Source organism: Paraburkholderia sp. CNPSo 3076 (assembly GCF_026343935.1).
Classification (GTDB): Bacteria; Pseudomonadota; Gammaproteobacteria; order Burkholderiales; family Burkholderiaceae; genus Paraburkholderia; species Paraburkholderia nodosa.
In genome coordinates, this window is the sequence record NZ_JAPMAL010000007.1 from 1 (window position 1) to 26,663 (window position 26,663).

Consider the following 26,663-nt stretch of genomic DNA (forward strand, 5'->3'; position numbering starts at 1 on the left):
ATTGCCTACAACCTGATCCGGCTGGAGGTGGCGAAGGCCGCGCTTGAGGCCGGACGCGCCCCCGAGGACCTGAGCTTCATCCGCGCGTTTCACACGATTCAGTATGAGATGTCATGGGCAGCCGTGACCCGCTCGTACGGCAAACTTCCTGCGCTGCTCGTGCGCCTGCGCGAGCGGCTCAAGCAGCTTGCCAACGAAAAACGGCCCGGGCGCTCTTGCGCACGGGCCGTCAAGTCCAGACCTTTCCGCTACACCGTTCGGTACCTGAAACGGGACCTTAACTGAACGGCATTAGGGCTTCGGCCCCGTTTTTTATTGGTGCGCGCTCGCTCAGCGCGGATAAATCGCGCCCAGCACGCGCTCGCCGGCAGCCCCGGTCACCGTCGCGAGGTTGCCTGGCTCGCGTGCCACGCAGCGCATGGCGAGCCACGCGAAGGCAAGCGGCTCCACTTGATGGGGCGGAACGCCGAGCGCTTCGGTGGTCATGACCGGTACGCCCGCCACACCGCCCGTTTCGAGCGCCTTGTGCAGCGCCGCCATCAATGCGGCATTGCGCGCGCCGCCGCCGCAGACATATACGGCGCGGCAATCACTCGCGTGACGCTCGATCTCGCGCGCCACGCTCACCGCGGTCAGTGCGACTAGCGTGGCCTGCACGTCGGCGGGCGTGAGCGACTCGAAGCCCTTGAGCTTGTCGTCGAGCCACCCGGCGTTGAAAAGATCGCGGCCTGTGCTCTTGGGCGGCTGCTGCTCAAAGAACGGTTCGTCCAACAGGGCATTCAGTAGCGGCTGATGCAGATTGCCGCTCGTGGCGAACTTCCCGTTCTCGTCGTAGGGCTTGCCAAGGTGCCGTTCGGCCCACAGGTCGAGCAGGGCGTTGGCCGGGCCGCAGTCGAAGCCGCGCACGGCGCCCGTCGCCGAAAGCACTGTGATGTTGCTGATGCCACCGAGGTTGCAGACCACGCGCGTTTCTTCCTGCGAGCCGAACAGCGTCGCGTGGAACGCGGGCACGAGCGGCGCACCCTGGCCGCCCGAGGCGACGTCGCGGCTGCGAAAGTCGGCGATCACGTCGATATGCGTGAGTTCCGCAAGCAGCGCCGCGTTCTGGATCTGCACGGTGTAGCCCTTCTCCGGTCGATGCCGCACGGTTTGGCCGTGCGCGCCGATTGCGCGCACCTCGGCGGGGGGCACGTTGCTCCCGCGCAGCAACTCGTGGCAGCACACCGCATAGCGGGCAGCCAGCGCGTTGCCGGCGAGCGCTTCGCGCTCGATCTCGTTCTCGCCTGGCTGCTGCAACGAAAAGAGCGCTTCGCGCAGCCCCTGCGCGAAGCCGACGAACGCCTCGGCCAGCACCACTGGCCGCTGGCCCGCCTCGAAGCGCACGGCAATGCCGTCCACGCCATCCATGCTCGTGCCCGACATCAGGCCGAAATACACGCCGTCGGCGGCGTGTGCGCTCTCGTTTCGTGCGTCGCGTGGCGCCACGTTGTGCTCCTTGATCAATGCAATTCAGTGCCCTGCGAAGGAATTATCGGCGCAATGCCGTTCGAGCGTAAGCCGAAGGGCTGACTGTTGCGCATCGGCGCAACGTGGGTGATTCTGGCACCTGATTCCGGTTCAGGGTCTGCGCGCGTCAACTTTAAAGCGTATAGGCTCAATGCGGACGGCGCGTCGCTGCGTCGACGGGCTTACCGTGACCGAGGCCGCTGCGCAGCCTGACTTGACGAGCGACGCGAGCAAACGCCGCGCGCGCGACCCGTAACAGCTCCAAATCTCGGCCTGGCGAGTCGAATCACGTAAAATTGCGGCCTAGACCCAGACTTAATGACAGAACCGATCGAAGCATGAGCAACGAGTCCACCTCCAGCAACGGCGCCAGCACCGGCGCAAAAGACGCCTTTCCGGTCACCGACGAAGTCCGTCACGCGCTCGCCGTCACAAAGCGCGGCGTGGACGAACTGCTGATCGAAGAAGAATTCGAGCAGAAGCTCGCCCGCAGCGCGGCCACCGGCAAACCGCTGCGCATCAAGCTCGGCCTCGACCCGACCGCGCCCGACATCCACATCGGCCATACGGTCGTGCTCAACAAGATGCGCCAACTGCAGGATCTCGGCCACAACGTGATCTTCCTGATCGGCGACTTCACTTCGCTCATCGGCGACCCGTCTGGCCGCAACGCCACGCGCCCGCCGCTCACGCGCGAGCAGATCGAATCGAACGCGAAAACGTACTTCGATCAGGCCGCGCTCGTGCTCGACCGCGAAAAGACCGAAATTCGCTACAACAGCGAATGGTCGATGCCGCTCGGCGCCGACGGCATGATCAAGCTCGCGTCGCGTTACACGGTTGCGCGTATTCTCGAACGCGAGGACTTCACCAAGCGCTTCCAGAGCGGCGTGCCCATTTCGATCCACGAATTCCTGTATCCGCTCATGCAGGGCTACGATTCGGTCGCGCTCAATGCGGACCTCGAGCTCGGCGGCACGGACCAGAAGTTCAACCTGCTCGTTGGCCGCGAACTGCAAAAGCAGTACGGCCAGGAGCAGCAGTGCATTCTCACGATGCCGCTGCTCGAAGGCCTCGACGGCGTCGAGAAGATGTCGAAGTCGAAGAACAACTACATTGGCATCAGCGAGAAGCCGAACGACATGTTCGGCAAGCTCATGAGCATTTCCGACGTGCTGATGTGGCGTTACTTCACGCTGCTCTCGTTCCGGCAGATGGACGAAATCGAAGGATTCAAGCGCGAAATCGAAGCGGGCCGCAACCCGCGCGACTTCAAGGTGCTGCTCGCGCAGGAAATCGTCGCGCGCTTTCACTCGCAGGCCGACGCCGAACGCGCGCTCGAAGACTTCAACCATCGCGCCAAGGGCGGCGTGCCGGACGACATTGCGTCGATCACGCTCGCGGGCGCGCCCCTCGCCATCGGCCAGTTGCTCAAGCAGGCGGGGCTCGTGCCGTCCACGAGCGAAGCGCTACGCAACATCGAGCAGGGCGGCGTGAAGATCGACGGCGCCACCGTTTCCGACAAGGGCCTCAAGGTCGAAGCGGGCGAGTTCGTCGTGCAGGTGGGCAAGCGCCGCTTCGCGCGCGTGACGCTCACGGCATGATTGCGCTGATCCAGCGCGTGAGTCGCGCCGAGGTGCGCGTGGCGCACGGCGGCAGCGAGCGCGTGACCGGCGCGATAGGCCAGGGGCTGCTCGCGCTGGTTTGCGCGGAGCGCGGCGACACCGAGGCTAACGCCGACAAGCTGCTCGCGAAATTGCTCGGCTATCGCGTGTTCAGCGACGCGGCGGGCAAGATGAACCTGAGCGTGCAGAACATCGACGGCAACGGCGTCCCCGGCGGCCTGCTGCTCGTCTCGCAGTTCACGCTGGCGGCCGACACGAACAGCGGTCTGCGCCCGAGCTTCACGCCGGCCGCGCCGCCCGAAGAGGGGCGGCGTCTGTTCGATTATTTCGTCGCCGCCGCGCGCGAGAAGCACGCGACCGTCGAGACCGGCGAGTTCGGCGCCGACATGCAGGTGTCGCTCGTCAACGACGGCCCCGTCACGTTCTGGCTGCAAGTGCGCAACTGAACCATGCGCTTTTGACTATGCGCTTCTGACCATGAACACGCAGATTCTCTTTATCCGCCACGGCGAAACGGACTGGAACCGCATCAAGCGCATCCAGGGACATATCGACATTCCGCTCGCAGAAAGCGGCGTGGCGCAGGCGCAGCAACTCGGCGCGCGGCTCTCGAAGGAAGCGCAATCGGGCGCACGGCTCGATGCAATCTGGTCGAGCGATTTGTTGCGTGCGCAACAAACGGCGCAGCCCATCGCCGAAGCCCTGGGTCTGCCGGTGCAGCTCACCGAAGGCCTGCGCGAGCGCAACTATGGCGCGTTTCAGGGCCACGATAGTGACGAAATCGCCGATCGTTTTCCGGATGAGTACGCGCACTGGCAAACGCGCGATCCTGGCTTCGCTCCGCCCGAAGGCGAGTCGCAGCGCGAGTTCTACCACCGTGTGCTGCACGCGCTCGAGCCGATCCTGGCCATGCATCCGGGCGGCCGTATCGCGTGTGTCGCACACGGCGGGGTACTCGACTGCGTGTACCGTTTTGCGAACGGCCTCGCGCTCGACGCGCCGCGTGCGTGGCCGCTCCTCAACACGAGCGTAAACGTCGTCGATTTCGAACGCGGCGACTACGTGACGCAGGCGCGCGTCGTCGCATGGGGCGACGTGACACACTTGGGCGGCGTCAGCGCCGACGACGGTTTCAAGCGCACGCCCGAGGCGGGGCGCTAACCTGTCTTTTCAGGCAGCGCGGTGCCTGGCCGCGCTGTCCCCTTCTTCCTGCCTTTCCCCTGTCTGCGCCGCTCCCGTGCCTCGCCAACGTTGCGGCCTCATCGATTTCCTTTCCGCTTGCTTGCGGGTTCTTTCCAAAGCCAAACCACAAAGTTAAGCGTCCTGCTAACATTTGTCCGACCTTTGGGCGCTCTGGCCACCGGGCTCCACGCCCGGCCCTGCGTTGAAGAGGGACGCGCGCGCATGACAAGCGCGAGGCCGCGTGCCCAAGGGTGCGATACGAACGGGTATTCCCAGAAAAACACGCAGGAGAAAGTTCAATGACGTTCAAGCTTCACAAGCTGCTGCCGGTAAGCGCAGCGGTCATGGCGCTCGCAGCGCTGTCGGCTAGCAATACGGCGGCGGCCGACCAGGTCGTCAAGATCGGCCATGTCGGTCCGCTCACGGGCGGTTCGGCCCACCTCGGCAAGGACAACGAGAACGGCGCGCGCCTCGCCATCGAGGAAATCAACGCCAAGGGCCTGACGATCGACGGCCAGAAGATCACGCTCGCGCTCGACGCCCAGGACGACGCCGCCGACCCGCGCCAGGCCACCCAGGTCGCGCAGAAGCTGGTAGACGACAAGGTCGTGGCCGTGATCGGCCATCTGAACTCGGGCGCGTCGATTCCGGCATCGAAGATCTACAGCGACGCCGGGATCGTGCAGATCTCGCCGTCGTCGACCAATCCTTCGTACACGCAGCAGGGCTTCAAGACCACCTACCGCGTGGTCGCGACCGACGCCCAGCAAGGCCCCGCGCTCGCCGATTATGCGGCGAAGAGCCTGAACGTGAAGACCGTGGCCGTGGTCGACGACTCGACCGCCTATGGCCAGGGCCTCGCGAACGAGTTCGAGAAGACGGCGAAGTCGCTTGGCATGAAGGTGCTCTCGCACGACGCGACCAACGACAAGGCCGTCGATTTCCGCGCGATCCTCACGAAGATCAAGGGCGAGAACCCCGACGCCATCATGTACGGCGGCATGGACGCCACGGGCGGCCCGTTCGCGAAGCAGGCAAGGCAGCTCGGTCTGCGCGCGAAGGTGCTATCGGGCGACGGCGTTTGCACGGAAAGCCTCGCGGAACTCGCGGGCGCGGCGACGGACAATATCGTCTGCTCGCAGGCCGGCATGGCGGTTGAGCGTATGAACGGCGGCGCGGCGTTCGCGGCGAAGTACCAAAAGCGCTTCGGTCACCCGATCGAATTCGATGCGCCGTTCACGTACGACGCGGTGTACATCGTCGTCGACGCGATGAAGCGCGCGAACTCCACCGACCACGCGAAGGTCCTCGCGCAGATCCCGATCACGGACTACAAGGGCGTGATCGGCGAGACGACCTTCGATTCGAAAGGCGACCTCAAGCACGGCGTGATCTCGCTCTACAACTACAAGGCGGGCAAGAAGACGCTGCTCGACGTGGTGAAGATGTAAGCACGCGGGCGCGCGCAGTCGCATCGGCGCGTCGCACACGAAACGGCCAACCTGGCGCGAGCGGGTTGGCCGTTTTTTATTCCGCAGCGCTTACTTCGCGGGTCTTGCCGCAGCCCGCCGCCGCGCGCGTTTCGATACGCCGTTGACGAGCGCCCAGCGCAATACCGGCGCGACGGCAAGCATGCCGGGCCGCACCATGGCGCGGCGCGCGAAGGCGAATGAGTCGAAGCCTAGCATCTGCTGCGCGAAGGGCGGCAACAGGTCGATGCCCGCGTTCCTGATCAGCGCGCCGGCGGGGCGCATCCCCGGGCGCGGCGCCGGCGCTTCCATGAGCACGCGCACCACTTCGAATGTGCGGTCGCTCGCGACGAGTTCGGGCTGCATCGACTGCAGATATGCAGCGATTTCGGCGCGCGAGCGCGGCACACCCGTCGCGCCCAGCAGTTCGGCAATGCGCGCGACTTCGGCGTAGTACTGATCCTGCGCCTCACCGGGCAGCGCCGGATTCACGAAGCGCAAATAGGCGCCGAGAAAGCTCGTAACTTCGGCCACGTGCACCCAGGTCAGCAACGCAGGATCGCTCGCATGATAGGGGCGGCCATCGGGCGCAGCGCCCGTCACGGCGAGGTGGATCCGCCTGACGCGCTCAATCAGCGCCAGCGCGTCGGCGCGGCTGCCGTAAGTCGTGCCGGCGATGAACGTCGCCGTGCGTCGCAGCCGCCCGAGTATGTCGATGCGAAACGTCGAATGGTCCCACACACCGGCGAGCGCAAGCGGATGCAACGCCTGCAGCAGCAGCGCGCTGACGCCGCCCGCCATCATCGCGGCGAAATCGGCATGGACCTTCCAGCAAACGGCGTCGGGGCCGAAGAGCCCTGGGTCGCCCGGCGGATTCGAGTAATCGAGTCGCGGGCCGCTGCCTGTAGTGAGATGCGTGATGCTTTCGGCGAGCGTCATGCGCAGGCGGCGCGCGAGCTGACCGGCGAGGCCGGTCGGCTCAGGAGCGTTGGGAGGCAGGCCGGCGTGATCGGACATCGTGCTCTCGCTCGCGCTGCGTTGAGGCTCGCGCGCCTTACGACGCGTCGGGTTCCCAGTCGCCGCCCGTCGATGCGTCGTCCGGCACAGTGAGGCCGAAGTGGCGGTAGCTCAGTTGCGTGGCCACGCGGCCGCGCGGCGTGCGCTGCAGATAGCCCTGCTGGATCAGATACGGTTCGAGCACGTCCTCGATTGTGTCGCGTTCCTCGCCGATCGCGGCGGCAAGGTTGTCCACGCCCACCGGACCGCCGTCGAACTTGTGCAGGATGGCTTCGAGCAGCTTGCGGTCCATCAGGTCGAAGCCCACGGGGTCGACGTCGAGCATGCGCAGCGCGGCGTCGGCGACCTTCGCGGTGATCGCGCCGTCCGCCTTCACCTCCGCATAGTCGCGCACGCGGCGCAGCAGGCGGTTCGCGATACGCGGGGTGCCGCGCGAGCGGCGTGCGATTTCGACCGCGCCGTCAGGGTGGATCTGCGCGCCGAGCAGCGAAGCCGAGCGCTGCACGATGCGCGAGAGTTCGCCTGCGTTGTAGAACTCGAGGCGCGAGACGATGCCGAAGCGGTCGCGCAGCGGGTTCGTGAGCATGCCCGCGCGCGTGGTCGCGCCCACCAGTGTGAACGGCTGGAGGTCGAGCTTCACGCTGCGCGCGGCCGGCCCTTCGCCGATCATGATGTCGATCTGGTAGTCCTCGAGCGCCGGATACAGGATTTCCTCGACGACCGGCGAGAGCCGGTGAATTTCGTCGATGAAGAGCACGTCGTTGGCTTCGAGATTGGTGAGCAGCGCCGCGAGATCGCCCGCGCGCTCCAGCACGGGGCCCGACGTCTGCCGCAGATTGACCCCCATTTCGCGCGCGATGATGTGCGCGAGCGTGGTCTTGCCGAGGCCCGGCGGTCCGAACAACAGCACGTGGTCGAGCGGTTCGGAACGGCGCTTCGCAGCCTCGATGAAGATCTCGAGCTGGCCGCGTACCTTTTCCTGGCCGACATATTCGTCGAGCTGACGCGGGCGCAACGCGCGTTCGTACGCTTCCTCATGAGTCGAGGCGGGCGTGGCGGCGATCACGCGGTCGGCGCCGGCCTGGTTGGCGGCGAGTTTGTCGGTTTCGATCATCCAGCGATTGTACCGCGCAGACTATGCGACGTCGGGGCACTCACGAGCACCACGATGGCACCGCAACTAACAGCCCGCCTCCAGCGTGCGCGAAGGCGATCAGCCCTTGGAAAGCGCCTTGAGCGCGAGCTTGATGCCTTCCGAAACGCCGGTGCCGGCTGGCACGTTCTTGATCGCGGCGAGCGCTTCCTTCTCCGAATAGCCGAGCGCGAGCAGCGCGTTGAGGATGTCGTTCGCGTGGTCGGAGGGCGAAGCGGCGGCGGCCATCGCGCCGAGGTCCGCGCCGAGCTTGCCCTTGAGTTCGAGCAGAAGGCGCTCGGCCGTTTTCTTGCCGATGCCGGGCACGCGCGTGAGGCGCGCCGCATCCTGCTGCGTGACCGCTTGCGAGAGATCGTGCACGCTCATGCCCGAGAGCACGGCGAGCGCCATGCGCGCGCCGATGCCGCTGATCTTGAGCAACTCGCGAAACGTCGAGCGTTCCTCCTGCGTGCCGAAGCCGAAGAGCAAATGCGCGTCTTCGCGCACGATCATCTGCGTGAGCAACACGATTTTTTCGCCGGTGCCGGGCAGGTTGTAGAACGTGCTCATCGGCACGTCGACTTCGTAGCCGACGCCGTTGCAGTCGATGAGCAGGTGCGGCGGGTTCTTTTCCAGCAATACGCCGGCAATGCGACCGATCATGGCGGGTTCTGTGATGAGGGAAAGCTCAAGAGTGTAGCGGAGGGCAGGGCAGTCCGGAGCGTGCGTCCGGAACGTTGGCCACTCCGCCAGGCGCATCGGCCACGCATTCAGCCTATCAACCGTCCGCGGCGTACCCGCATGCCCTTCTTCGCGAGCGCAGGCGCGAGCCCGCCCAGCGTGGCAAGCGCGTCGCCGCCGTGGGCGTGGCAGATCGCCATGCCGAGCGCGTCGGCGGCGTCGGTGCCTGGTGTGCCGGTGAGGGCGAGCAGGCGCACGACCATCTGTTGCATCTGTTCCTTGGTCGCGCGTCCGTAGCCCACTACGGCTTGCTTGAGCTGCAGCGCGGTGTACTCGGCCACCGGCACGCCGCCCGAAACCAGCCCGCAGATGGCCGCGCCGCGCGCCTGGCCGAGCAGGAGGGTCGACTGCGGATTGACGTTGACGAAGACCTTTTCGATGGCGGCCTGGTCGGGCGCGTGCTGGCGGATCAGCGTGGAAACGCCCTCGAAGATGGTGCCGAGGCGCGTGGGCAGATCGGCATCGGCGGTGCGGATGACGCCGCTCGCGACGTACGTGAGCTGATGGCCGTGACGCTCGATCACGCCGAAGCCGGTGACGCGCAAGCCGGGGTCGATGCCGAGAATTCTCATGAAATGCGGGAAAGACGGATGTGCCTGCGATGGTACAACGAACGGCACAGATGCCGCGAGCCTTGAAGGCGCGAGCGAACAAGGTGCGCGGCTCAAAGAAAAAGCCCGCGAGACGCAAGTCCGGCGGGCTTTGCACAAGCGGCGCATCACGTGCAGGTCACGCGCCGCACGCAACCAGGGCGGCGAAGATCAGTGACGGAAGTGGCGGATGCCCGTCATCACCATCGCGATGTTGTGCTCGTCGGCGGCGGCGATCACTTCGTCGTCGCGCATCGAGCCGCCCGGCTGGATCACGCAGGTCGCGCCCGCGTTCACCACCACGTCGAGGCCGTCGCGGAACGGAAAGAACGCGTCCGAGGCGACTGCCGTGCCCGCGAGCTTGAGGCCCGAGTTTCCAGCCTTGATGCTGGCGATGCGCGCCGAGTCCACGCGGCTCATCTGGCCCGCGCCCACGCCCATCGTCATGCCGTTCGCGCAGAACACGATGGCGTTCGACTTCACGAACTTCGCGACGCGCCATGCGAACAGCAGGTCGTCCATTTCCTTCGGCGTGGGGTGGCGCTTCGTCACCACGCGCAGTTCGTGCGGCTGCACGTTCTTCGCGTCGAGCGATTGCACGAGCAGGCCGCCGCCCACGCGCTTGAGGTCGAACGCGTTATGGCCGTTGCCGAGCGTAGCGACGCCCGGCGCGATTTCGAGCAGACGCACGTTCTGCTTCGCGGCGAACACGGCCTTCGCGGCTTCCGAGAACGACGGCGCGATCAGCACTTCGACGAACTGCTTCGCCACGGCCTGAGCCGCGGCTTCGTCTACTTCGCGGTTGAACGCGATGATGCCGCCGAACGCCGAGGTCGGGTCGGTCTGGAACGCCTTCGAGTAGGCTTCGAGCGCGTTCGCGCCGATCGCCACGCCGCACGGATTCGCGTGCTTGATGATCACGCAGGCCGGGGCGTCGAACGTCTTCACGCATTCCCATGCCGCGTCCGAGTCGGCGATGTTGTTGTACGAGAGCTCCTTGCCCTGCAGTTGCGTGTAGTTCGCGAGCGCGCCGGCGGGCGTCGTGAGGTCGCGGTAGAACGCGGCGCTCTGGTGCGGGTTTTCGCCGTAGCGCAGGTCCTGGACCTTGTCGAACGCGAGGTTCAGCACGGCCGGGTAGGTGTTGCGCGACTTGTGCTCGAGCGCTTCGGTGAGGCTCGTGAGGTAGTTCGTGATCGCGCCGTCGTACTGCGCCGTGTGCGAGAACACCTTGGTCGCGAGGCGGAAGTTCGTGGCGTAGCTCACGGTGTTGCCGTTCGCGCGCATCTCCTCCAGCACCTTCGCGTAGTCGGCCGGGTCGACCACCACGGTCACGTCGCGATGGTTCTTCGCCGCCGAGCGCAGCATGGTCGGGCCGCCGATATCGATGTTCTCGATCGCGTCTTCGAGCGTGCACTCTTCCTTCGACACCGTCTGGACGAACGGGTAGAGATTCACGACCAGCAGGTCGATCGTCGGGATGTCGTGCTTTTCGAGCGCGGCCATGTGCTCGGGAAGGTCGCGGCGCGCGAGGATGCCGCCGTGCACCTTCGGGTGCAGCGTTTTCACGCGCCCATCGAGCATTTCCGGAAAGCCCGTGTAGTCGGCCACTTCGGTGACGGAAAGGCCCGCGTCCGCGAGCAGTTTCGCGGTGCCGCCGGTCGAGAGGATCTTGACGCCGAGGTCCGACAGCGACTTCGCGAAGTCGACGATGCCGGCCTTATCGGAAACGGAGATGAGCGCTTGCCTGATCATGATGGATAACGAGGTAGATTGCCGAGAGATCGAGGGGTCCGCGCCGAAGGTCCAGAAAAACGCAGCGGCGTTACAGCAGGCCGTGCTGCTGGAGCTTCTTGCGCAGCGTGTTGCGGTTGATGCCGAGAAACTCGGCGGCGAGCGACTGATTGCCGCCTGCCTGCTCGAGCACCACCTCGAGCATCGGTTTTTCGACGCACGCTATCACCATTTCGTAGACGTCGTGCGGATTGCTGCCGTCGAGGTCCTGGAAATAGATGCCAAGGCTCTCGCGGACGGATTGTTCGATGTTGTGCTTGCTCATGCTGCCAGTCGATCGGTTGATTCGTCGCTGCCGTCGCTGTCGTTGTTCTCGTCGTCGACGTAGACGAGGCGCTCGGAGCGCGCCTTCTGTTCGTCGAAGAACTGGTTGACGGCGACGAGCTGCTCGCGCGTGGTGTCCAGCGTATTCATGCGATGCCGGAACGTATTGGCGCCACAAAGGCCGCGAGTGTACCAGCCGATATGCTTGCGCGCAGTACGCACGCCCGTAAATTCCCCATAAAACGCGTAGTGGTCCTCCAGATGCTCGTTCATGATCGACTGGATTTCGTCCACGCGCGGCGGCGGCAGCAGCTCGCCGGTCGCCAGGAAATGCTCGATTTCGCGGAACAGCCACGGGCGCCCCTGCGCCGCGCGGCCGATCATGATGGCGTCGGCGCCCGTGAGCGCGAGGACTTCGCGCGCCTTTTGCGGCGACGTAATGTCGCCGTTCGCGACCACCGGAATGCGCGCGGCAGCTTTAACCGCGGCAATCGTTTCGTACTCCGCTTCACCGTGATAGAGATCGGCGCGCGTGCGGCCGTGCACGGTGAGCATGGCAATGCCGCTTTCCTCGGCAATGCGCGCAATGGTGAGCGCGTTGCGGTTGTCGCGGTCCCACCCCGTGCGGATCTTGAGCGTGACGGGTACGGCGTCGGGGCCCACGCCCACGGCGTCGACCACGGCCTTGACGATGCGCGCGACGAGCGGTTCGTTCTGCAGGAGCGCCGAGCCGGCCGCGACGTTGCAGACCTTCTTGGCCGGGCAGCCCATGTTGATGTCGATGATCTGCGCGCCGTTCGCGACGTTATAGCGCGCGGCTTCGGCCATCATTTCCGGATCGGCCCCGGCGATCTGCACGGAGATGGGTTCCACTTCGCCGGCGTGATTGGCGCGGCGCATGGTCTTTTCGCTCTTCCACAGCTGCGCGTTGGACGCGACCATTTCGGAGACCGCATAGCCCGCGCCGAGGCGCTTGCACAGCTGGCGGAACGGCCTGTCCGTGACGCCCGCCATGGGGGCGACGAACAGGTTATTACGCAAGGTGTGACGGCCGATAGTGAACATGACGCGCGGGCAACCGGTGCCGCGACCCGGATGGCATTCCGGCTGGCGCGGTGAACGGCGTGAATATGAAAAAGGGGAAACGCGTATTTTAGCGTAAGCGGGATGCGAGGTCGCGCAGCGCGGACCCTGGTCTTGTCTTGGACAGTATGTCAGGCAGGCGGCGGCGCCGTTGCAGCGAGATATGATTCGACCCCCGGCATGGCGAATCGTGGGTCGCCCCTGCCGCTGACCGTGATGACTCAGGTACCAACTTCAGGCATCAGCCTGCCAGTCTTCGACTTGCAACTGATCCACGCGTGCAAATTCGCGCACATTGTGTGTGACGAGCACCAAGCCACGAGCGCGCGCCTGTCCAGCGATCAGCGCGTCATACGGACCAATTGGCGTACCGGCGGCCGCAAGTTGTGCACGGAGTTCGCCGGCGTGCTGCGCGTCTTCCGCGTCGAATGGTACGACTTCGAATTGCAGCGCTTCGACGCGAGCGAGATTATCCGCCGCTCGCTGGCTTTTATAGGCGCCGTAGTAGAGTTCGTGCACGACGATCGAAGGGAGTCCGAAATCGCTCGGCAGGTATGCACGCAAGCGCCCCGTCACAGCCGGATCACCCTTGAGGATTGCGATGACGGCATTCGTGTCCAGCAGGTATTTCATTCGAACACGTCCAGGTCAGGCCGCGCTTGGTCTGCCGGTTGTGTGGTGGCGGCTGTCTCGAAGTCGGCATCGATCGGGCCGATCAGCGGAGTGAGCCAGGCCCAGTCCTGCGGTACCGGTTCGAGTATGACCGCCGCGCCGTGACGGCGTATGCGCACTTGCGCCGTCTCGAAGCGGAAGTCCTTGGGGAGCCTGACCGCCTGCGACCCGCCGTGCTTGAAAATCTTCGCGAGGTCCATTTGCGCCTCCGTTTGTATCTACAATTTGTATCTATTGTAGCGCGAATGGCAAAGGCGAATAGCCGAATCGAATTCGCTCGTCGACCGCCTCAACTCCGCTGCCCGAACATCATCTGCCGCGCGAGCGCCGTCTTCACGGGCGGTGCGAATTCGAGCGCCGTGAGCGCGAGCCCGCGCAGCGTGGCGAGCGGGCCGAAATCGACGGTGAACAGGCGTGCGAGCGTATCCGTCGCGCCGATCGTCATGCGCCGGTCGAACGCGCGGCGGCCCGCGAACTCGGCGAGCGCGCGCGGCGTGGCGCCGTGCTGCGCGAGCGAATCGGCGAGGGCGTGGGCGTCGCGCAGGCCGAGATTGAGGCCCTGGCCCGCCACCGGATGCAGTGTTTGGGCCGCATTGCCGACCGCCGCGATGCGGCCGTGGCCGGAAACAAGGGCGTCGAGCGCGTTCAGGCCGAGCGGAAAGGCCGCGCGGCCGTGAACGTGCGTGAAGCGGCCCATGCGCGCGCCGAACGTCATGCCGAGTTCGGCGAGGAAATCGGCGTCTGAAAGCTGCGCACGGCGCTCGGCCTGGGCAGGGAAGCAGCACCACACCAGCGCGTAATCGGCGCCGCGCACGCCGCCCATCGGCAGGAGCGCGATCGGGCCTTCGTTCGTGAAGCGCTCCCACGCGACGTGCGGCTGCGGGGCGGCAAGTGTCACCACGCCGACCAGCGCCGTTTGCCCGTAGTCGCGCGTGCGTTTGGTTTCAGCAGCCGGCGGTGCGGGCTTCGCGTCGTGTTGATCGGCCTCGTCGCTATCGGCTTGCGCCTCGCGTGGCGGCGGCGTGCGATACAGCCCGCCTTCGGCGTTCACGAGGATGCGCGTGCGCAGATGCCGCTCGACGCCCGCGCTCACGACCGGCAGCGTCACGCCGTCGTTCTCCACGACGGGATCGTGCGCCTGCGTGTGATGCAGCCAGTGCACCTGCATGCCGCGCACGGCCTGCGCGAGCGCCTGAACGATCGCGCCGTAGCGCGCCACGTAGCCGAGCGCGGGCAAGTCGTAGTCGTGGCGGTCGATCAGCGTGCGCCCGAAATGGCCGCGCTGCGAAACATGGATGCGCTCGATGGGCGTGGCGTCGTGCGGCCACGCGAGCGCTTCGAGCAGCGTGCGGCTGCCCTGCGAAACGGCGATGGCGCGAGGGTCGCCGGCGCTGTCCTCGGGTTCGCGCGCGTCGATCAGCCCAATCGAGAGCTCTTGCGTGGCACTGCGCCGCGCGAGCCAACCCGCGAGCGCGAGTCCCACCGGCCCCGCGCCGACGATTGTTACGTCGTGGTCGAAATGGGTATGCGCGTTCGCGCCGATGGGAGTGTCGTTCGCGCTGCCGGAAACTGCGTTCATGTCGTTTGCTTCGCTTCGTGTTGAAACTTCGCCTCTGCGTTTGCCGTCTGCATCACGCGCCGCGTTGCGCGTCCTGCATGAGCGCTTCGATTTCATCGGCGGCAACGGGCACGCCGCGCGTGATCAACTCGCAGCCCGTTTCGGTGACGATGGCGTCGTCCTCGATGCGGATGCCGATGTCCCAGTAGCGCTCAGGCACGTCCTCGGCCGCGCGGATGTAGAGGCCGGGCTCGATCGTGAGCGTCATGCCGGCGCGCAGCGTGCGCCACGGCGGCGGGGCGTCGGGCTTTTCGGCGCTTGCCGCAACGCCACGTTCACCGCGTTCACGATAATCGCCCGCGTCGTGCACATCCATGCCGAGCCAGTGCCCGGTGCGATGCATATAGAAGCGCGCGTAGGCGCGCTCGGCGATCACGTCGTCGACGCTCGCAAAGCGCTGCCGGTCGATGATGCCGGTATCGAGCAGCCCCTGCGCGAGCACGCGCACCGCGGCGTCGTGCGGCGCCTCGAAATTTACGCCGGCGCACGTGGCGTCGATAGCGGCCTGCTGCGCGGCGAGCACGATGTCGTAAAGCTCGCGTTGCGCGCTCGTGAAGCGGCCGCTCGCGGGGAACGTGCGGGTGATGTCCGAGGCATAGCCGTTCAACTCGCACGCCGCGTCGATCAGCACGAGGTCACCCTCGCGCGCCACCGCGTTACCCGCGGGGTAGTGCAGCACGCACGCGTTCGCGCCTGCCGCGACGATCGAGCCGTAGGCGGGCGCCTGCGCGCCGTGCTTGCGGAACGTGTAGAGCAATTCCGCCTCGATCTCGTATTCGCGCATGCCGGGCCGGCACGTCTGCATCGCGCGAACGTGGGCGAGCGCCGAGATCTTCGCGGCGCGGCGCATCGTGTCGAGTTCGTGCGCGTCCTTGAACACGCGCATGTCGTCGAGCAGCGGCAGCAGGTCGTACGCGGCGGCCGGCGCCGTGACGCCGCTGCGCCCCTGCGCGCGTACCGCGTCGATCCAGCGCTTCACCTGCGCGTCGAAGCGATCCGATGCCGCGAGCGCGTAGTGCAGCGCCGGACGGTTGGCGATGAGCTGCGGGATGCGCGCATCGAGTTCGTCGGCAGGAAACGCGGCGTCGAAGCCGAACGCTTCGCGCGCGGCGTCCGGGCCGAAGCGAAAGCCTTCCCACGTTTCGCGCTCGACGTTCTTCGCGCGGCAGAACAGGATGGCGGCGGGCTGATTCTCGCCCGCGTTCGCGTCGAGCACGAGCAGCGCCTCGGGCTCCGTGAAGCCGGTGAGGTAGTAGAAGTAGCTGTCGTGCCGATAGGGATAGTCCGCGTCGCGATTGCGCAGCGCTTCGGGCGCGGTTGGCACGAGCGCGACACCGCCGCCTTGCGCACGCAGCGCCGCAAGCACGCGTTCGCGGCGCGCGCGATAGAGCGCCGCGCCGCCGTCGGGGCCGCGCTGCATGTCGGCTGCGTCGGCCACGCTGGCCGCAGGTTGGGCTTCGCTCGAGGCGGCCGGGGCGCTTTGCTTGAGGGTCGAGTCCATCGTGAGATTGTAGCGCTGGCTACAAACGGACGCGCTGGCTCGCGGCGCTCCGACCCGTGTGCCGCTGTTGCCAGGTGTTGTCTCTCGCTGACATCATTTGTAGGAAAAATCCTGCACTGCAACAACCGGCGCGTCAGAAAAACGCGAATCCAACGTATACTTCGGCCGGATTCCAGAAAAGGCAGGTGGTATGAAACTCATCGGTTCGCTCGGCAGCCCGTATGTCCGCAAGGCGCGGATCACGCTCGCCGAAAAGAAAATCGACTACAAGCTGGTGCTCGAAAACGTGTGGGGCGAGGAAACGGCGATTCACGATTTCAACCCGCTCGGCAAGGTTCCGTGTCTCGTGATGGACGACGGCGAGGCCGTGTTCGACTCGCGCGTGATCTGCGAGTACGTCGACATGCTCTCGCCCGTGGCCAAGCTCATTCCACCCGCAGGACGTGAGCGTATCGAAGTGCGTTGCTGGGAGGCGCTCGCCGACGGCATGCTCGACGCCACCGTGTTGATCCGCCTCGAAGGCACGCAGCGCACGCCGGAGCAGCGCAACGAGGCGTGGGTGAAGCGCCAGGAGCGCAAGATTCACGAAAGTCTCACGGCGATGGCCAAGGGGCTCGACGGCAGCCCGTGGTGCGCGGGCAACCGCTACTCGATCGCGGATATCGCCGTAGGCTGCGCGCTCGGCTATCTCGACTTCCGCATGCCGGAGCTGAACTGGCGCGAGGCGCATCCGAATCTCGCGCGCCACTTCGAGAAGCTCTCGCAGCGTCAGTCGTTCGTCGACACGGTGCCGCAAGGCTGACGTCCAGTCGATCTGCAGCTCACGTGGCTTAAACAAAACGCCCGACGGCATCGCGTGCCGTCGGGCGTTTTCGTTCAAGTCGCGGATCGCCTTCCTCAGACGATCTTTTCCTCAGCCGGCGCGAACGAATCGCTGCGCGCAACCGGCCACCACTTCTCGTACAGCTGATAGCGATAGCGGCCTTCGAGCAGATCGCCGGGTTTCAGGTACTTGAGCAGTTCCGACATCAGCTTCACTTCATACGACGACACGCGCCGCACGATGTGATGCGCACGCAGATCCGAAGGGCTCGCGAGACCGGCGGCCTGAATCAGCTCCTGCAGCGCGTGCAGCGTGTTGTGATGGAAGTTGAAGACGCGCTCGCCCTTGTCCGGCACGTTCAGCGCGCGCTGGCGCACGGGGTCTTGCGTGGCGACGCCGGTGGGGCAGCGGTCCGAGTGGCACTTCTGCGCCTGGATGCAGCCCACGGCGAACATGAAGCCGCGCGCCGAATTCACCCAGTCTGCGCCGATTGCGAGCGTGCGCGCGATATCGAACGCGGTGATGATCTTGCCGCTCGCGCCGATCCTGATCTTGTCGCGCAGGCCGATGCCGACGAGCGTGTTGTGCACGAGAAGCAGCCCTTCCTGCAGCGGCGTGCCGATGTGATCGGTGAATTCGAGCGGCGCGGCTCCCGTGCCGCCTTCCGCGCCGTCCACGACGATGAAGTCGGGCAGGATGCCGGTTTCCAGCATCGCCTTGGCGATGCCGAAGAACTCCCACGGATGACCGATGCACAGCTTGAAGCCCGTGGGCTTGCCGCCCGAGAGCTTGCGCAGGCGCTCGACGAATTCGAGCAGGCCGCGCGGCGTGGAGAATTCTGAGTGGCGCGCCGGCGAGACGCAATCCTGGCCGACGGGAATGCCCCGCGTTTCGGCGATCTCGGGCGTGACCTTCGCCGCGAGCAGCATGCCGCCGTGGCCGGGCTTCGCGCCTTGCGAGAGCTTCACCTCGATCATCTTGACCTGCGGCTCGTTCGCGAGACGCTGGAATTTCTCGGCGCTGAAGGTGCCGTCGTCGTTGCGGCAGCCGAAGTAGCCCGAGGCGATCTCCCAGATGATGTCGCCGCCATTCTCGCGGTGATACTTCGACATCGAGCCTTCGCCGGTGTCGTGCGCGAAACCGCCTTTCTTCGCGCCCATGTTGAGCGCGCGGATGGCGTTCGCGGAGAGCGCGCCGAAGCTCATCGCCGAGATGTTGAAGATCGACATCGAGTACGGTTGCGCGCGGTTGGCGCCCACGAGCACGCGGAAGTCGCTGCCTGCGAGCTTGGTGGGCGCGAGCGAATGGCTGATCCACTCGTGGCCCACGGCCTTCACGTCGAGTTCGGTGCCATACGGACGGCTGTCCACCGCGTTCTTCGCGCGCTGGTAGACGAGGCTGCGCTGGGCGAGCGAGAACGGCTTTTCGTCGGTGTCGTCCTCGACGAAGTACTGGCGGATTTCGGGCCGCACGAACTCGAACAGAAAGCGCAGATGACCCCAGATCGGGTAGTTGCGCAGGATCGCGTGGCGTTCCTGGAACATGTCGTAGAGGCCGAGCGCGACGAGCAGCGCGGGCACGATCACGCAGTACCACGACAGGTGATGGAGCGCGGCCGCGGCGACACAGGCTGCAAGCAGCAGCACCGCGCCCCACATGGCGAGATAACGTCGGGAAAACATTGGGGGAACTCCTCGAACTTGATGTAATGCGCGCGCCTGCTCTCCTCTCGTAAAGGGGGCGGTGCGCGTCAGCCGCGCGGTTGCTGGGCGCGGCTTGCGGGAATGATGCCGCAAGTTCGTGAATCCGGCCGGGAAGCGGGCAAAGCCGGTTGAGCGGCGTTAGGCAGGCGTCGAAAGGCTGATAAAAAAACGCGGCGCCCTGGGCGCCGAGCGGTGTTTTCTTACGTTTTGCCTGACGCTGCTTGCGTCACGCGGTCGTCGCCGCAGCCGGCTTCTTGCGCGGTACGCGCTTCTTTTTCTTCGGCGCTTCGGGCGGCAGCACGGCGGGCACGTGTGGCGCGAGCGTCGTTACCGCCTCGATGATGCCGCCACCCAGGCACACGTCGCCGTCATAGAGTACCGCCGACTGGCCCGGCGTCACGGCCCATTGCGCGTCGGGAAAACGCAGCGTGAACTGGCCCGCGCCGAATTCGTCTGCGGTATGGAACGAGCAAGGCGCATCGGCCTGGCGATAGCGCGTTTTCGCGCCGCATGCGTGGTCTTGCGCCGGCGGCTCGCCCGCCACCCAGCTCACGTTGCCTGCGCGTAGCTCGTGCGCGAGCAGCCACGGATGATTGTGGCCCTGCACGACGTAGAGCGTGTTCGAGGCCATGTCCTTGCCCGCCACGAACCACGGATCGCCGCTGCCGTCCTTGCTGCCGCCAAGGCCAATGCCCTTGCGCTGCCCGAACGTATAGAACGCGAGGCCGATATGCTCGCCCACGACCTTGCCATCGGGCGTCATCATCGGGCCGGGTTTGGTCGGCAGATAGCGGTTGAGGAAGTCGCGGAACGGCCGCTCGCCAATGAAGCAGATTCCTGTGGAATCCTTCTTTTTTGCGTTTGGCAGGCCGATCTTCTCGGCGATCTCGCGCACCTTCGTCTTGGGGATTTCGCCGAGCGGGAACATCGTCTTCGACAGCTGCGCCTGGTTCAGGCGGTGCAGGAAGTACGACTGATCTTTCGTGTGGTCGAGCGCCTTCAGCAGTTCGAAACGTCCGTTGCTCTCGTTCTGGCGCACGCGCGCATAGTGGCCCGTGGCGATCGTCTCCGCGCCGAGCGACATGGCGTGGTCGAGAAAGGCCTTGAACTTGATCTCGGCGTTGCAGAGCACGTCCGGGTTCGGCGTGCGTCCCGCGGAGTACTCGCGCAGGAACTCCGCGAACACGCGGTCCTTGTATTCGGCGGCGAAGTTCACGGCCTCGACGTCGATGCCGATCAGGTCCGCGACCGACACCACGTCGATCCAGTCCTGGCGCGTCGAGCAGTACTCGCCGTCGTCGTCGTCTTCCCAGTTTTTCATGAAGAGACCGACAACGTCGAATCCCTGCTCCTTGAGCAGCCATGCGGTAACCGACGAATCGACGCCGCCCGACATGCCTACCACGACCTTACGTTTGCTCATTTCGTTGCTGCCTTAGTTCATCCTGGGTGCTGCCTTGGGCGCCGCTTTCGGCGCCGTCGCGTGCGTCTGGATGAAATCCAGCGGCACGCGCTTGCCAGCGAGGTAATCGTCGACACAGCGCATCACGAGCGGCGTGCGATGGCGCTCGCTCGCCGCGCGCAGCTCGTCCACGCTCATCCACACCGTGCGGACGATATCCGGATCGAGCGCGCGGTTTTCCGCCTCGGCTGTGACACTGCCGCAGTACGTGAAGCGCACGTACGTCGCACCGCTCTCGTCTGGCTTGCCGAAGTGCGTCATATACACGCCGACCAGCGCTTCCGGCGTGAACGCATGCGCGGTTTCCTCGAGCGTTTCGCGCACCACGGCCTCGTGCAGCGTCTCGCCCGCTTCCAGATGGCCGGCGGGCTGGTTCAGACGCAGTCCGGCGCTCGTGTGCTCCTCGACGAGCAGAAAACGCCCGTCGCGCTCGACGATCGCGGCCACGGTGACGTGGGGTGCCCAGGTTTCCTCATTCATGGGCCGGTATTTTACCGGGACGGCGCGAACGCTGCCCGGGGCCGGATCGGACTCCCCAGGGGTGCGGCCCGGCTCGCCTGGCACTGCCGACCGTCCGGTCGGACGGCAGAGCGTGTTGTGTGCATCGCACAAAAACGGGCAATTCCCGCTACAAAGCCGCCGCTGCTTTCGGTTAAAGTGGTGCCGTCGTTTGCCGTTGCAATGGATGCCGGCGCTTGAACGCCGTTTGTCGGCCTCCCTTCGCTCGATTCGAGCCAGAACAGCTAGAACAAGAAGGTCGAGGAGGAAACAACGATGCATATCGGAGTGCCTGCAGAGACGCGGGCGAACGAAACCCGCGTGGCCGCGACGCCGGAGACAGTCAAGAAGTACGTCGCCCAGGGCCACACGGTCACGATCCAGGCGGGCGCCGGCGTCGGCGCGAGCTATCCCGACGAGGCCTACACGGCCGTGGGTGCGCAGGTCGCGGATGCGGCCACGGCCTTCGGCGCGGACCTCGTGCTCAAGGTCCAGTCGCCCACCGTCAGCGAATTGCCGTTCATGAAGCGCGGCGCGGTGCTGGTCGGCATGCTCGATCCCTTTAATGCGGAGAATGCGGCAAAGCTGGCCGAAGCGGGCGTGACCGCCTTCTCGCTCGAAGCCGCGCCGCGCACCACGCGCGCGCAGAGCCTCGACGTGCTTTCGTCGCAGGCCAACATCGCCGGGTACAAGGCGGTGCTCGTGGCCTCGAACCTCTATCCACGCTTCATGCCGATGCTCATGACCGCCGCCGGCACGGTAAAGGCCGCGCGCGTGCTGATTCTCGGCGCGGGCGTGGCGGGCCTGCAGGCCATCGCCACGGCGCGGCGCCTGGGCGCGGTGATCGAAGCCTCGGATGTACGCCCCGCCGTGAAGGAGCAGATCGAGTCGCTCGGCGGCAAATTCCTCGATGTGCCCTACGAAACCGATGAGGAACGCGAAGCGGCCGTCGGCGTGGGCGGCTATGCCCGGCCCATGCCGCCATCGTGGCTGGCGCGCCAGTCGGCGCTGGTGCACGAGCGCGCGAAGCAGGCGGACATCGTCATCTCGACCGCGCTGATTCCCGGCCGCGACGCGCCGACGCTGCTGCCATCGGAAACCGTGCAGGCGATGAAGCCAGGCTCGGTGGTCATCGACCTCGCGGCAGGACGCGGTCCTGTCGCGGACGAGGCAAGCGGGCGACGCGGCGGCAACTGCCCGCTCACGGAGGCTGACAAGGTGGTGATGCACCACGGCGTGCAGATCTGCGGCTACACGAACCTCGCCTCGATGGTCGCCGCCGACGCTTCTGCGCTCTACGCGCGTAACCTGCTCGACTTCCTGAAGCTCATTGTCACGAAGGAAGGCGCGCTCAACATCGATCTCGCGGACGACATCGTCGCGGCCACGCTCATCGCACGTGACGGCCAGGTCACGCGCAAGGCATGACGAGGAGGAGACCAACAATGGAAGTCATCAACCATACCGTCATCAACCTGATCATCTTCGTGCTGGCCGTGTACGTCGGCTATCACGTGGTCTGGAACGTCACGCCTGCGCTGCATACGCCGCTCATGGCCGTGACCAATGCGATCTCGGCGATCGTGATCGTCGGCGCGATGCTCGCCACGGGCCTGACTGTGGGCGGACCGGGCAAATTCTTCGGCACGTTCGCCGTGCTGCTCGCAGCCGTGAACGTGTTCGGCGGGTTCCTCGTCACGCGGCGAATGCTGGAAATGTTCCGCAAGAAGGAGCCGAAAAAGCTCTCCGCCCCTGGCAGCAAGGAGGGCGCATGATGGGGCTGAACTTCGTGAGTATGGACGTCGTTACGCTGCTTTATCTGGTGGCGTCGGTCTGCTTCATCCAGGCGCTCAAGGGGCTGTCGAATCCGAAGAGCGCGCGCGCCGGCAACGTGTTCGGCATGGTCGGTATGGCCATCGCCATTCTCACGACCCTTGCCCTGATCGTGAAGGAGTCCGCACAGTTCGGCTCGAATCTCGGGCTTGGACTTGCGCTGCTGTTCGCGGCGCTCGTGGTGGGCGGCGGCCTTGGGGCCTATGTCGCCGCGCGCGTCGAGATGACGAAGATGCCCGAACTCGTCGCGGCCATGCACTCGCTGATCGGTCTTGCGGCGGTGTGCATTGCGTATGCGGTCGTCTCCGAACCGGCAGCGTTCGGGCTGGTTGCAGAGGACGCGCCGTATCCGGGCTTCCTGCCGTATGGCAACCGCATCGAGCTGTTCATCGGCACGTTCGTGGGCGCGATCACGTTCTCAGGTTCCGTGATCGCGTTCGGCAAGCTCTCCGGGAAGTACAAGTTCAGGCTCTTTCAGGGCGCGCCGGTGGTCTATCCGGGCCAGCATCTGATCAACCTGTTCCTCGCGCTCGGCATGATCGGCTTCGGCATCCTGTTCTTCCTCACGCAGTCGTGGCTGCCGTTCATCATCATGACGCTGATCGCGTTCGCGCTGGGCGTGCTCATCATCATCCCGATCGGCGGCGCGGACATGCCGGTGGTCGTCTCGATGCTGAACTCGTACTCGGGCTGGGCGGCAGCGGGCATCGGCTTCTCGCTGAACAACGCCATGCTGATCATCGCAGGGTCGCTGGTGGGTTCCTCGGGCGCGATTCTGTCGTACATCATGTGCCACGCGATGAACCGCTCGTTCTTCAACGTGCTGCTGGGCGGCTTCGGCGGCGAAGCGGGCGCGGCGGCGGCGGGTGGGGCGCAGGAGCAGCGTCCGGTGAAGTCGGGTTCGGCTGACGATGCTGCGTTCATGCTCGGCAACGCCGAAAGTGTCGTGATCGTGCCGGGTTATGGTCTCGCCGTGGCGCGTGCGCAGCATGCGTTGAAGGAACTCACCGACAAGCTCGTCGAAAAGGGCGTGGACGTGCGCTACGCGATCCACCCGGTGGCGGGCCGCATGCCGGGCCATATGAACGTGCTGCTTGCGGAAGCCGAGGTGCCCTACGACATGGTGTTCGAGATGGAGGACATCAACAACGAGTTCGGCCAGACCGACGTGGTGCTGGTGCTCGGCGCGAACGATGTGGTGAATCCGGCGGCGAAGAACGATCCGAAGTCGCCGATCGCGGGCATGCCGATCATCGAGGCGTACAAGGCGCGCACGATCATCGTGAACAAGCGCTCGATGGCGGCGGGCTACGCGGGCCTCGACAACGAACTCTTCTACATGGATAAAACCATGATGGTGTTCGGCGACGCGAAGAAGGTGATCGAGGAGATGGTGAAAGCGGTGGAGTAAGCGCTGCTCGCATCAAACCCACGCGAAAGGCGCGCAGCGATGCGCGCCTTTTTCAATTGCGGCCGTGTTGACCGCTCACAACGAAGGCGCATTCACGCGGCGCAGATAGTCGGCCAGGCGCCGCCCGCTCACATCGGGAAACTGCTCGAGCACTTCCACGTTCTCCATGCGCGCGATGTTGAAGTTGCGGAAGTCCTCGCGCATTTCGCACCAGGCGCCCACGGTCCATTGCGCGCCCCAGTACACGAGCCCAAGCGGCCAGATGCGCCGCTGCGTATGCGCGCCGATGCGGTCGCAGTACGCGAAGCGCACGACGAGCCGCGTGTCGACGGCGCGATGCAGCGCGTCGAGCTTGTCCGAGAACGCGTGATCCATGTGATACGCCGGTGCGAACACGGCAAGCCGTTCCAGCACGGCACGCTTTTCCGCCGGCATCGCGGCGGCGATTTTCGCGAGCGCACCGCGTGCGCCGCTTGCGAGCGCCGCGCCGCCCCACGATTCGGCCATGCGGGCACCCACGGCGAGCGCGGTGAGTTCGTCGGCGGTGAAGGTGAGCGGCGGCAGACTCGCCGTGCGCGCGAGCCGGTAGCCAATGCCCGCCTCGCCCTCGATCGGCACACCCGAGAGCTGCAGGTCGCGCACGTCGCGATAGACCGTGCGCGGCGAGACTTCGAGCCAGCCGGCCAGTTGCTGGGCGGTGGTGAGACGCCGGCCGCGCAGCAGTTCGGCGATGCGAAAAAGGCGGTCGGCGCGGCGGGTCATGGCAGGGCGGTCGCGTAGGCGGGCGCGGTGACTGGGATAAGCACCGATGATAGCGCCGGGCGGGCGCGGCGCCCGCCTGAGGCTTAACCGAGCTTCGGCGCGTGCAGACCGACGCGGTTGCCTTCGGTATCGATGAAGAAGCCGATATAGCCGTAGTTGTTCGGCAACTCCACGGCGGGCCCTTGCTGCTTGCCGCCGGCTTTTTGCACGCGGTCGAGCACGGCCGTGACCGATGGCTGCGCGTTCAGATATACGAGCACGCCCTTCGGGTCGGGCTTGGCGTCGTGCGGATTGAACACAATGCAGCCGCCGGTTTCAGTTTCGGTGTGAGCGAACAGCGCCATCGGCACGCCGCCGACTACTTCGCGCTGCAGCGCGGTGTCGAAGGCGGTTTCGTAAAAGCGGGCGGCACGCTCCAGGTCGTGCGCGGGAATTTCGAACCACGAGATCACACGGGACAGATCGGTAGACACGGTGCAGCTCCTCGAAGACAACGGCGGACGGTAATGGCGGCAGCCGGGCGGCGGCAGCCTCGCCGGATGGCGTAGAAGCAGTGTGCCAGGGGGCTGCTGACAGCGTGTTGTCAGTAGGTTTGACGCGTCGTGCCGCGCACTTAAGCGGCGGGTGGGAGCGTCACCCGCCGTGCGCGTTTGCCAATGTCAGCTGGCGTCGTCGTTGCCGGCGGCGGGATTCGCGCCGCCGCTGGCCGGACGCTGGCGCACGCTGCCCGCGATCAGGTCGAAGCGGAACAGGCGGCATTCGAGCGCGCCGTTGTAGAGCGGCGTCTTGGCGGCTTCGCGCAGGCGCAGCTGGCCCGGCAGCTTGCGGTCCGAGGTGAGGACGAATGCTCGCCAGCCCGTGAAGCGCTGCTTGAGCGCGTCGCCGAGCGCCTGGAAGAACTCGGCGTCGGGCGCCTCGTCCTTGGCGCGGCGAAAGCCTTCGTCATCGTCGCCGCGCAGCTCGCGCGCCGTCGGGCGCGCCTCGCCGCGCGCATTGCGGCCGCGCACCTCGATACGCTCGCCGTACGGCGGATTCGCCACGAGAATGCCGGGCGCAGCCGAGGGCGGCGTCATGTTGCGCGCGTCGAGCTGCTTGAGCGTCACGCTGCCGAAGCCCGCGCGCTTGAAATTCGCGCGCGCCTTTTCCAGCATGACGTCGGAGATGTCACTGCCGTAAATCAGCAGGTCGCCGGTCTTGCTTTGCGCGAGATTGCGCGCCGTGTTCGCCTCGCTCTTGAGGTGCCGCCACGCGGCCATGTCGGCCTGCTTGAGCGACTCGAAGCCGAAGCGGCGATCGAGCCCCGGCGCGATGTCGAGCGCGACTTGCGCGGCTTCCGCGAGGAAGGTGCCGCTGCCGCACATCGGGTCATAGAGCGGCGTGCCGGGCGTCCAGCCCGTGAGGCGCAGGATGCCCGCGGCGAGGTTCTCGCGCAGCGGGGCGGCGCCCTTGTCCAGACGCCAGCCGCGCTTGAAGAGCGGCTCGCCCGAGGTGTCGAGATAGAGCGTGCATTCGTTCGCCGTGAGGAAGGCGAAGACGCGCACGTCGGGATAGGCGGTATCGACGCTCGGACGCGCACCGGCCTTGTCGCGCATGCGGTCACAGATCGCGTCCTTCACGCGCAGCGTGGCGAACTCGAGGCTGCGCAGCGGCGACTTGATCGCGGTGATGTCGATGCGGATCGTCTCGTTCGCCGAGAACCACTTCTCCCACTGCTGCTCGCGCGCGAGCGCATAGATGTCCTGTTCGCTGCGATACGGGCGCTGGGCGATTTTCAGGAGCACGCGGCTCGCGATGCGCGAATGCAGGTTGGCGGCGATGCCGCCGGCCCAGTTGCCGCGGAAATGCACGCCGCCGGGCACCTCGGCGCCGACCTGGAGTGCGCCGGGCGGCAGGCGCCGTTGCGCGGTTTCGGCCAGTTCGGCGGCGAGCGCGGCTTCGAGGCCGCGCGGGCAGGGGGCAAAGAAATCGAAAGACATGAAG

The 26,663-nt window shown here is 65.9% G+C and carries 25 protein-coding genes and 2 pseudogenes; 9 read left to right on the forward strand and 18 right to left on the reverse strand.

Translation table 11 applies throughout. The annotated features are described in order from the left end of the window. Window positions 1–285, forward strand: a pseudogene (locus tag M3A49_RS09720) (DDE transposase); the annotation flags it as partial. A 45-nt stretch (window positions 286–330) separates the two neighbouring features. Here the strand turns inward: M3A49_RS09720 and M3A49_RS09725 are convergent. Then, a complete protein-coding gene (locus M3A49_RS09725; protein ID WP_266228513.1) occupies window positions 331–1,485 on the reverse strand; it encodes an anhydro-N-acetylmuramic acid kinase in 1,155 nt (384 codons plus the stop codon). Window positions 1,486–1,844: 359 nt separating this feature from the next. On the opposite strand from M3A49_RS09725, the gene tyrS reads away from it, so the two are divergent. The 4 genes from tyrS (at window position 1,845) to M3A49_RS09745 (ending at window position 5,764) form a co-directional block, all read left to right on the forward strand. After that, on the forward strand, window positions 1,845–3,110 hold the full coding sequence (gene tyrS / locus M3A49_RS09730; RefSeq protein WP_266228514.1) for a tyrosine--tRNA ligase: 1,266 nt from the start codon (window positions 1,845–1,847) through the stop codon (window positions 3,108–3,110). After that, window positions 3,107–3,577: a D-aminoacyl-tRNA deacylase gene (gene dtd, locus M3A49_RS09735; RefSeq protein WP_266228515.1), complete on the forward strand. Its 471-nt coding sequence runs from the start codon at window positions 3,107–3,109 to the stop codon at window positions 3,575–3,577. Before tyrS ends, dtd begins: the two co-directional genes overlap by 4 nt. 31 nt (window positions 3,578–3,608) lie before the next feature. Beyond that, on the forward strand, window positions 3,609–4,292 hold the full coding sequence (locus M3A49_RS09740) for a histidine phosphatase family protein (RefSeq protein ID WP_254352443.1): 684 nt from the start codon (window positions 3,609–3,611) through the stop codon (window positions 4,290–4,292). Window positions 4,293–4,612: 320 nt separating this feature from the next. Continuing rightward, complete coding sequence (locus M3A49_RS09745) at window positions 4,613–5,764, forward strand: branched-chain amino acid ABC transporter substrate-binding protein (RefSeq protein ID WP_266228516.1); 1,152 nt, start codon at window positions 4,613–4,615, stop codon at window positions 5,762–5,764. Between the two features lie 90 nt (window positions 5,765–5,854). Here M3A49_RS09745 and M3A49_RS09750 read toward each other — a convergent pair whose 3' ends face one another. The 11 genes from M3A49_RS09750 to M3A49_RS09800 form a co-directional block, all read right to left on the reverse strand. Further along, window positions 5,855–6,721: an oxygenase MpaB family protein gene (locus M3A49_RS09750; protein WP_266228668.1), complete on the reverse strand. Its 867-nt coding sequence runs from the start codon at window positions 6,719–6,721 to the stop codon at window positions 5,855–5,857. Between the two features lie 115 nt (window positions 6,722–6,836). Beyond that, a complete protein-coding gene (ruvB, locus tag M3A49_RS09755; RefSeq protein ID WP_254352441.1) occupies window positions 6,837–7,913 on the reverse strand; it encodes a Holliday junction branch migration DNA helicase RuvB in 1,077 nt (358 codons plus the stop codon). Window positions 7,914–8,012: 99 nt separating this feature from the next. Further along, complete coding sequence (gene ruvA / locus M3A49_RS09760) at window positions 8,013–8,594, reverse strand: Holliday junction branch migration protein RuvA (protein WP_266228517.1); 582 nt, start codon at window positions 8,592–8,594, stop codon at window positions 8,013–8,015. 107 nt (window positions 8,595–8,701) lie between these two features. Beyond that, a complete protein-coding gene (gene ruvC, locus M3A49_RS09765) occupies window positions 8,702–9,244 on the reverse strand; it encodes a crossover junction endodeoxyribonuclease RuvC (protein WP_028201962.1) in 543 nt (180 codons plus the stop codon). 189 nt (window positions 9,245–9,433) lie between these two features. Beyond that, on the reverse strand, window positions 9,434–11,014 hold the full coding sequence (gene purH, locus M3A49_RS09770; RefSeq protein ID WP_266228518.1) for a bifunctional phosphoribosylaminoimidazolecarboxamide formyltransferase/IMP cyclohydrolase: 1,581 nt from the start codon (window positions 11,012–11,014) through the stop codon (window positions 9,434–9,436). 70 nt (window positions 11,015–11,084) lie between these two features. Then, window positions 11,085–11,318 (reverse strand): Fis family transcriptional regulator, encoded by a 234-nt coding sequence (locus M3A49_RS09775; protein ID WP_028201964.1) that lies wholly within the window; start codon window positions 11,316–11,318, stop codon window positions 11,085–11,087. Continuing rightward, window positions 11,315–12,382: a tRNA dihydrouridine synthase DusB gene (dusB, locus tag M3A49_RS09780; protein ID WP_133182406.1), complete on the reverse strand. Its 1,068-nt coding sequence runs from the start codon at window positions 12,380–12,382 to the stop codon at window positions 11,315–11,317. Before dusB ends, M3A49_RS09775 begins: the two co-directional genes overlap by 4 nt. Before the next feature lie 252 nt (window positions 12,383–12,634). Beyond that, window positions 12,635–13,033 carry a type II toxin-antitoxin system VapC family toxin gene (locus M3A49_RS09785; protein ID WP_254352437.1) on the reverse strand — a complete coding sequence of 133 codons (399 nt, stop codon included), beginning with the start codon at window positions 13,031–13,033 and terminating at the stop codon, window positions 12,635–12,637. Beyond that, window positions 13,030–13,272 (reverse strand): antitoxin, encoded by a 243-nt coding sequence (locus M3A49_RS09790; protein WP_266228519.1) that lies wholly within the window; start codon window positions 13,270–13,272, stop codon window positions 13,030–13,032. The genes M3A49_RS09785 and M3A49_RS09790 overlap by 4 nt, the downstream gene beginning before the upstream one ends. Before the next feature lie 89 nt (window positions 13,273–13,361). After that, window positions 13,362–14,651, reverse strand: coding sequence for a UbiH/UbiF/VisC/COQ6 family ubiquinone biosynthesis hydroxylase (locus M3A49_RS09795; protein WP_266228520.1), 1,290 nt, complete (start codon window positions 14,649–14,651; stop codon window positions 13,362–13,364). Between the two features lie 52 nt (window positions 14,652–14,703). Further along, entirely contained in the window at window positions 14,704–16,110 is a 1,407-nt protein-coding gene (locus M3A49_RS09800) for an aminopeptidase P N-terminal domain-containing protein (RefSeq protein WP_266228669.1), read from the reverse strand. Window positions 16,111–16,381: 271 nt separating this feature from the next. Between M3A49_RS09800 and M3A49_RS09805 the strand changes: the two genes are divergently transcribed. Next, window positions 16,382–16,993, forward strand: a complete 612-nt coding sequence (locus tag M3A49_RS09805; protein WP_028201968.1) for a glutathione S-transferase C-terminal domain-containing protein — start codon at window positions 16,382–16,384, stop codon at window positions 16,991–16,993. Between the two features lie 95 nt (window positions 16,994–17,088). Here M3A49_RS09805 and M3A49_RS09810 read toward each other — a convergent pair whose 3' ends face one another. The 3 genes from M3A49_RS09810 to M3A49_RS09820 form a co-directional block, all read right to left on the reverse strand. Further along, window positions 17,089–18,696, reverse strand: a complete 1,608-nt coding sequence (locus tag M3A49_RS09810; RefSeq protein ID WP_254352434.1) for an FMN-binding glutamate synthase family protein — start codon at window positions 18,694–18,696, stop codon at window positions 17,089–17,091. A gap of 247 nt (window positions 18,697–18,943) precedes the next feature. Further along, window positions 18,944–20,140 carry a tRNA 2-thiouridine(34) synthase MnmA gene (gene mnmA / locus M3A49_RS09815; protein ID WP_266228521.1) on the reverse strand — a complete coding sequence of 399 codons (1,197 nt, stop codon included), beginning with the start codon at window positions 20,138–20,140 and terminating at the stop codon, window positions 18,944–18,946. A gap of 12 nt (window positions 20,141–20,152) precedes the next feature. Continuing rightward, window positions 20,153–20,659 carry an NUDIX hydrolase gene (locus tag M3A49_RS09820; protein WP_266228522.1) on the reverse strand — a complete coding sequence of 169 codons (507 nt, stop codon included), beginning with the start codon at window positions 20,657–20,659 and terminating at the stop codon, window positions 20,153–20,155. A gap of 294 nt (window positions 20,660–20,953) precedes the next feature. Here M3A49_RS09820 and M3A49_RS09825 point away from each other — a divergent pair, with 294 nt between their 5' ends. Genes M3A49_RS09825 through M3A49_RS09835 form a run of 3 tightly spaced genes read left to right on the forward strand, consistent with a single transcriptional unit; the run spans window position 20,954 to window position 23,921 of the window. After that, window positions 20,954–22,105: a Re/Si-specific NAD(P)(+) transhydrogenase subunit alpha gene (locus M3A49_RS09825; protein ID WP_254352431.1), complete on the forward strand. Its 1,152-nt coding sequence runs from the start codon at window positions 20,954–20,956 to the stop codon at window positions 22,103–22,105. Between the two features lie 17 nt (window positions 22,106–22,122). Then, window positions 22,123–22,452 carry an NAD(P) transhydrogenase subunit alpha gene (locus M3A49_RS09830; protein WP_028201972.1) on the forward strand — a complete coding sequence of 110 codons (330 nt, stop codon included), beginning with the start codon at window positions 22,123–22,125 and terminating at the stop codon, window positions 22,450–22,452. 14 nt (window positions 22,453–22,466) lie between these two features. Further along, window positions 22,467–23,921: an NAD(P)(+) transhydrogenase (Re/Si-specific) subunit beta gene (locus tag M3A49_RS09835; RefSeq protein ID WP_266228670.1), complete on the forward strand. Its 1,455-nt coding sequence runs from the start codon at window positions 22,467–22,469 to the stop codon at window positions 23,919–23,921. A gap of 75 nt (window positions 23,922–23,996) precedes the next feature. Here the strand turns inward: M3A49_RS09835 and M3A49_RS09840 are convergent. The 3 genes and pseudogenes from M3A49_RS09840 to M3A49_RS09850 all read right to left on the reverse strand — a co-directional run. Continuing rightward, window positions 23,997–24,728 (reverse strand): annotated as a pseudogene (locus M3A49_RS09840) (helix-turn-helix transcriptional regulator); the annotation flags it as partial. A 38-nt stretch (window positions 24,729–24,766) separates the two neighbouring features. Continuing rightward, entirely contained in the window at window positions 24,767–25,156 is a 390-nt protein-coding gene (locus M3A49_RS09845; RefSeq protein WP_254335551.1) for a VOC family protein, read from the reverse strand. A gap of 186 nt (window positions 25,157–25,342) precedes the next feature. After that, complete coding sequence (locus M3A49_RS09850; RefSeq protein ID WP_266228523.1) at window positions 25,343–26,659, reverse strand: THUMP domain-containing class I SAM-dependent RNA methyltransferase; 1,317 nt, start codon at window positions 26,657–26,659, stop codon at window positions 25,343–25,345. Between the last annotated feature and the right edge of the window lie 4 nt (window positions 26,660–26,663).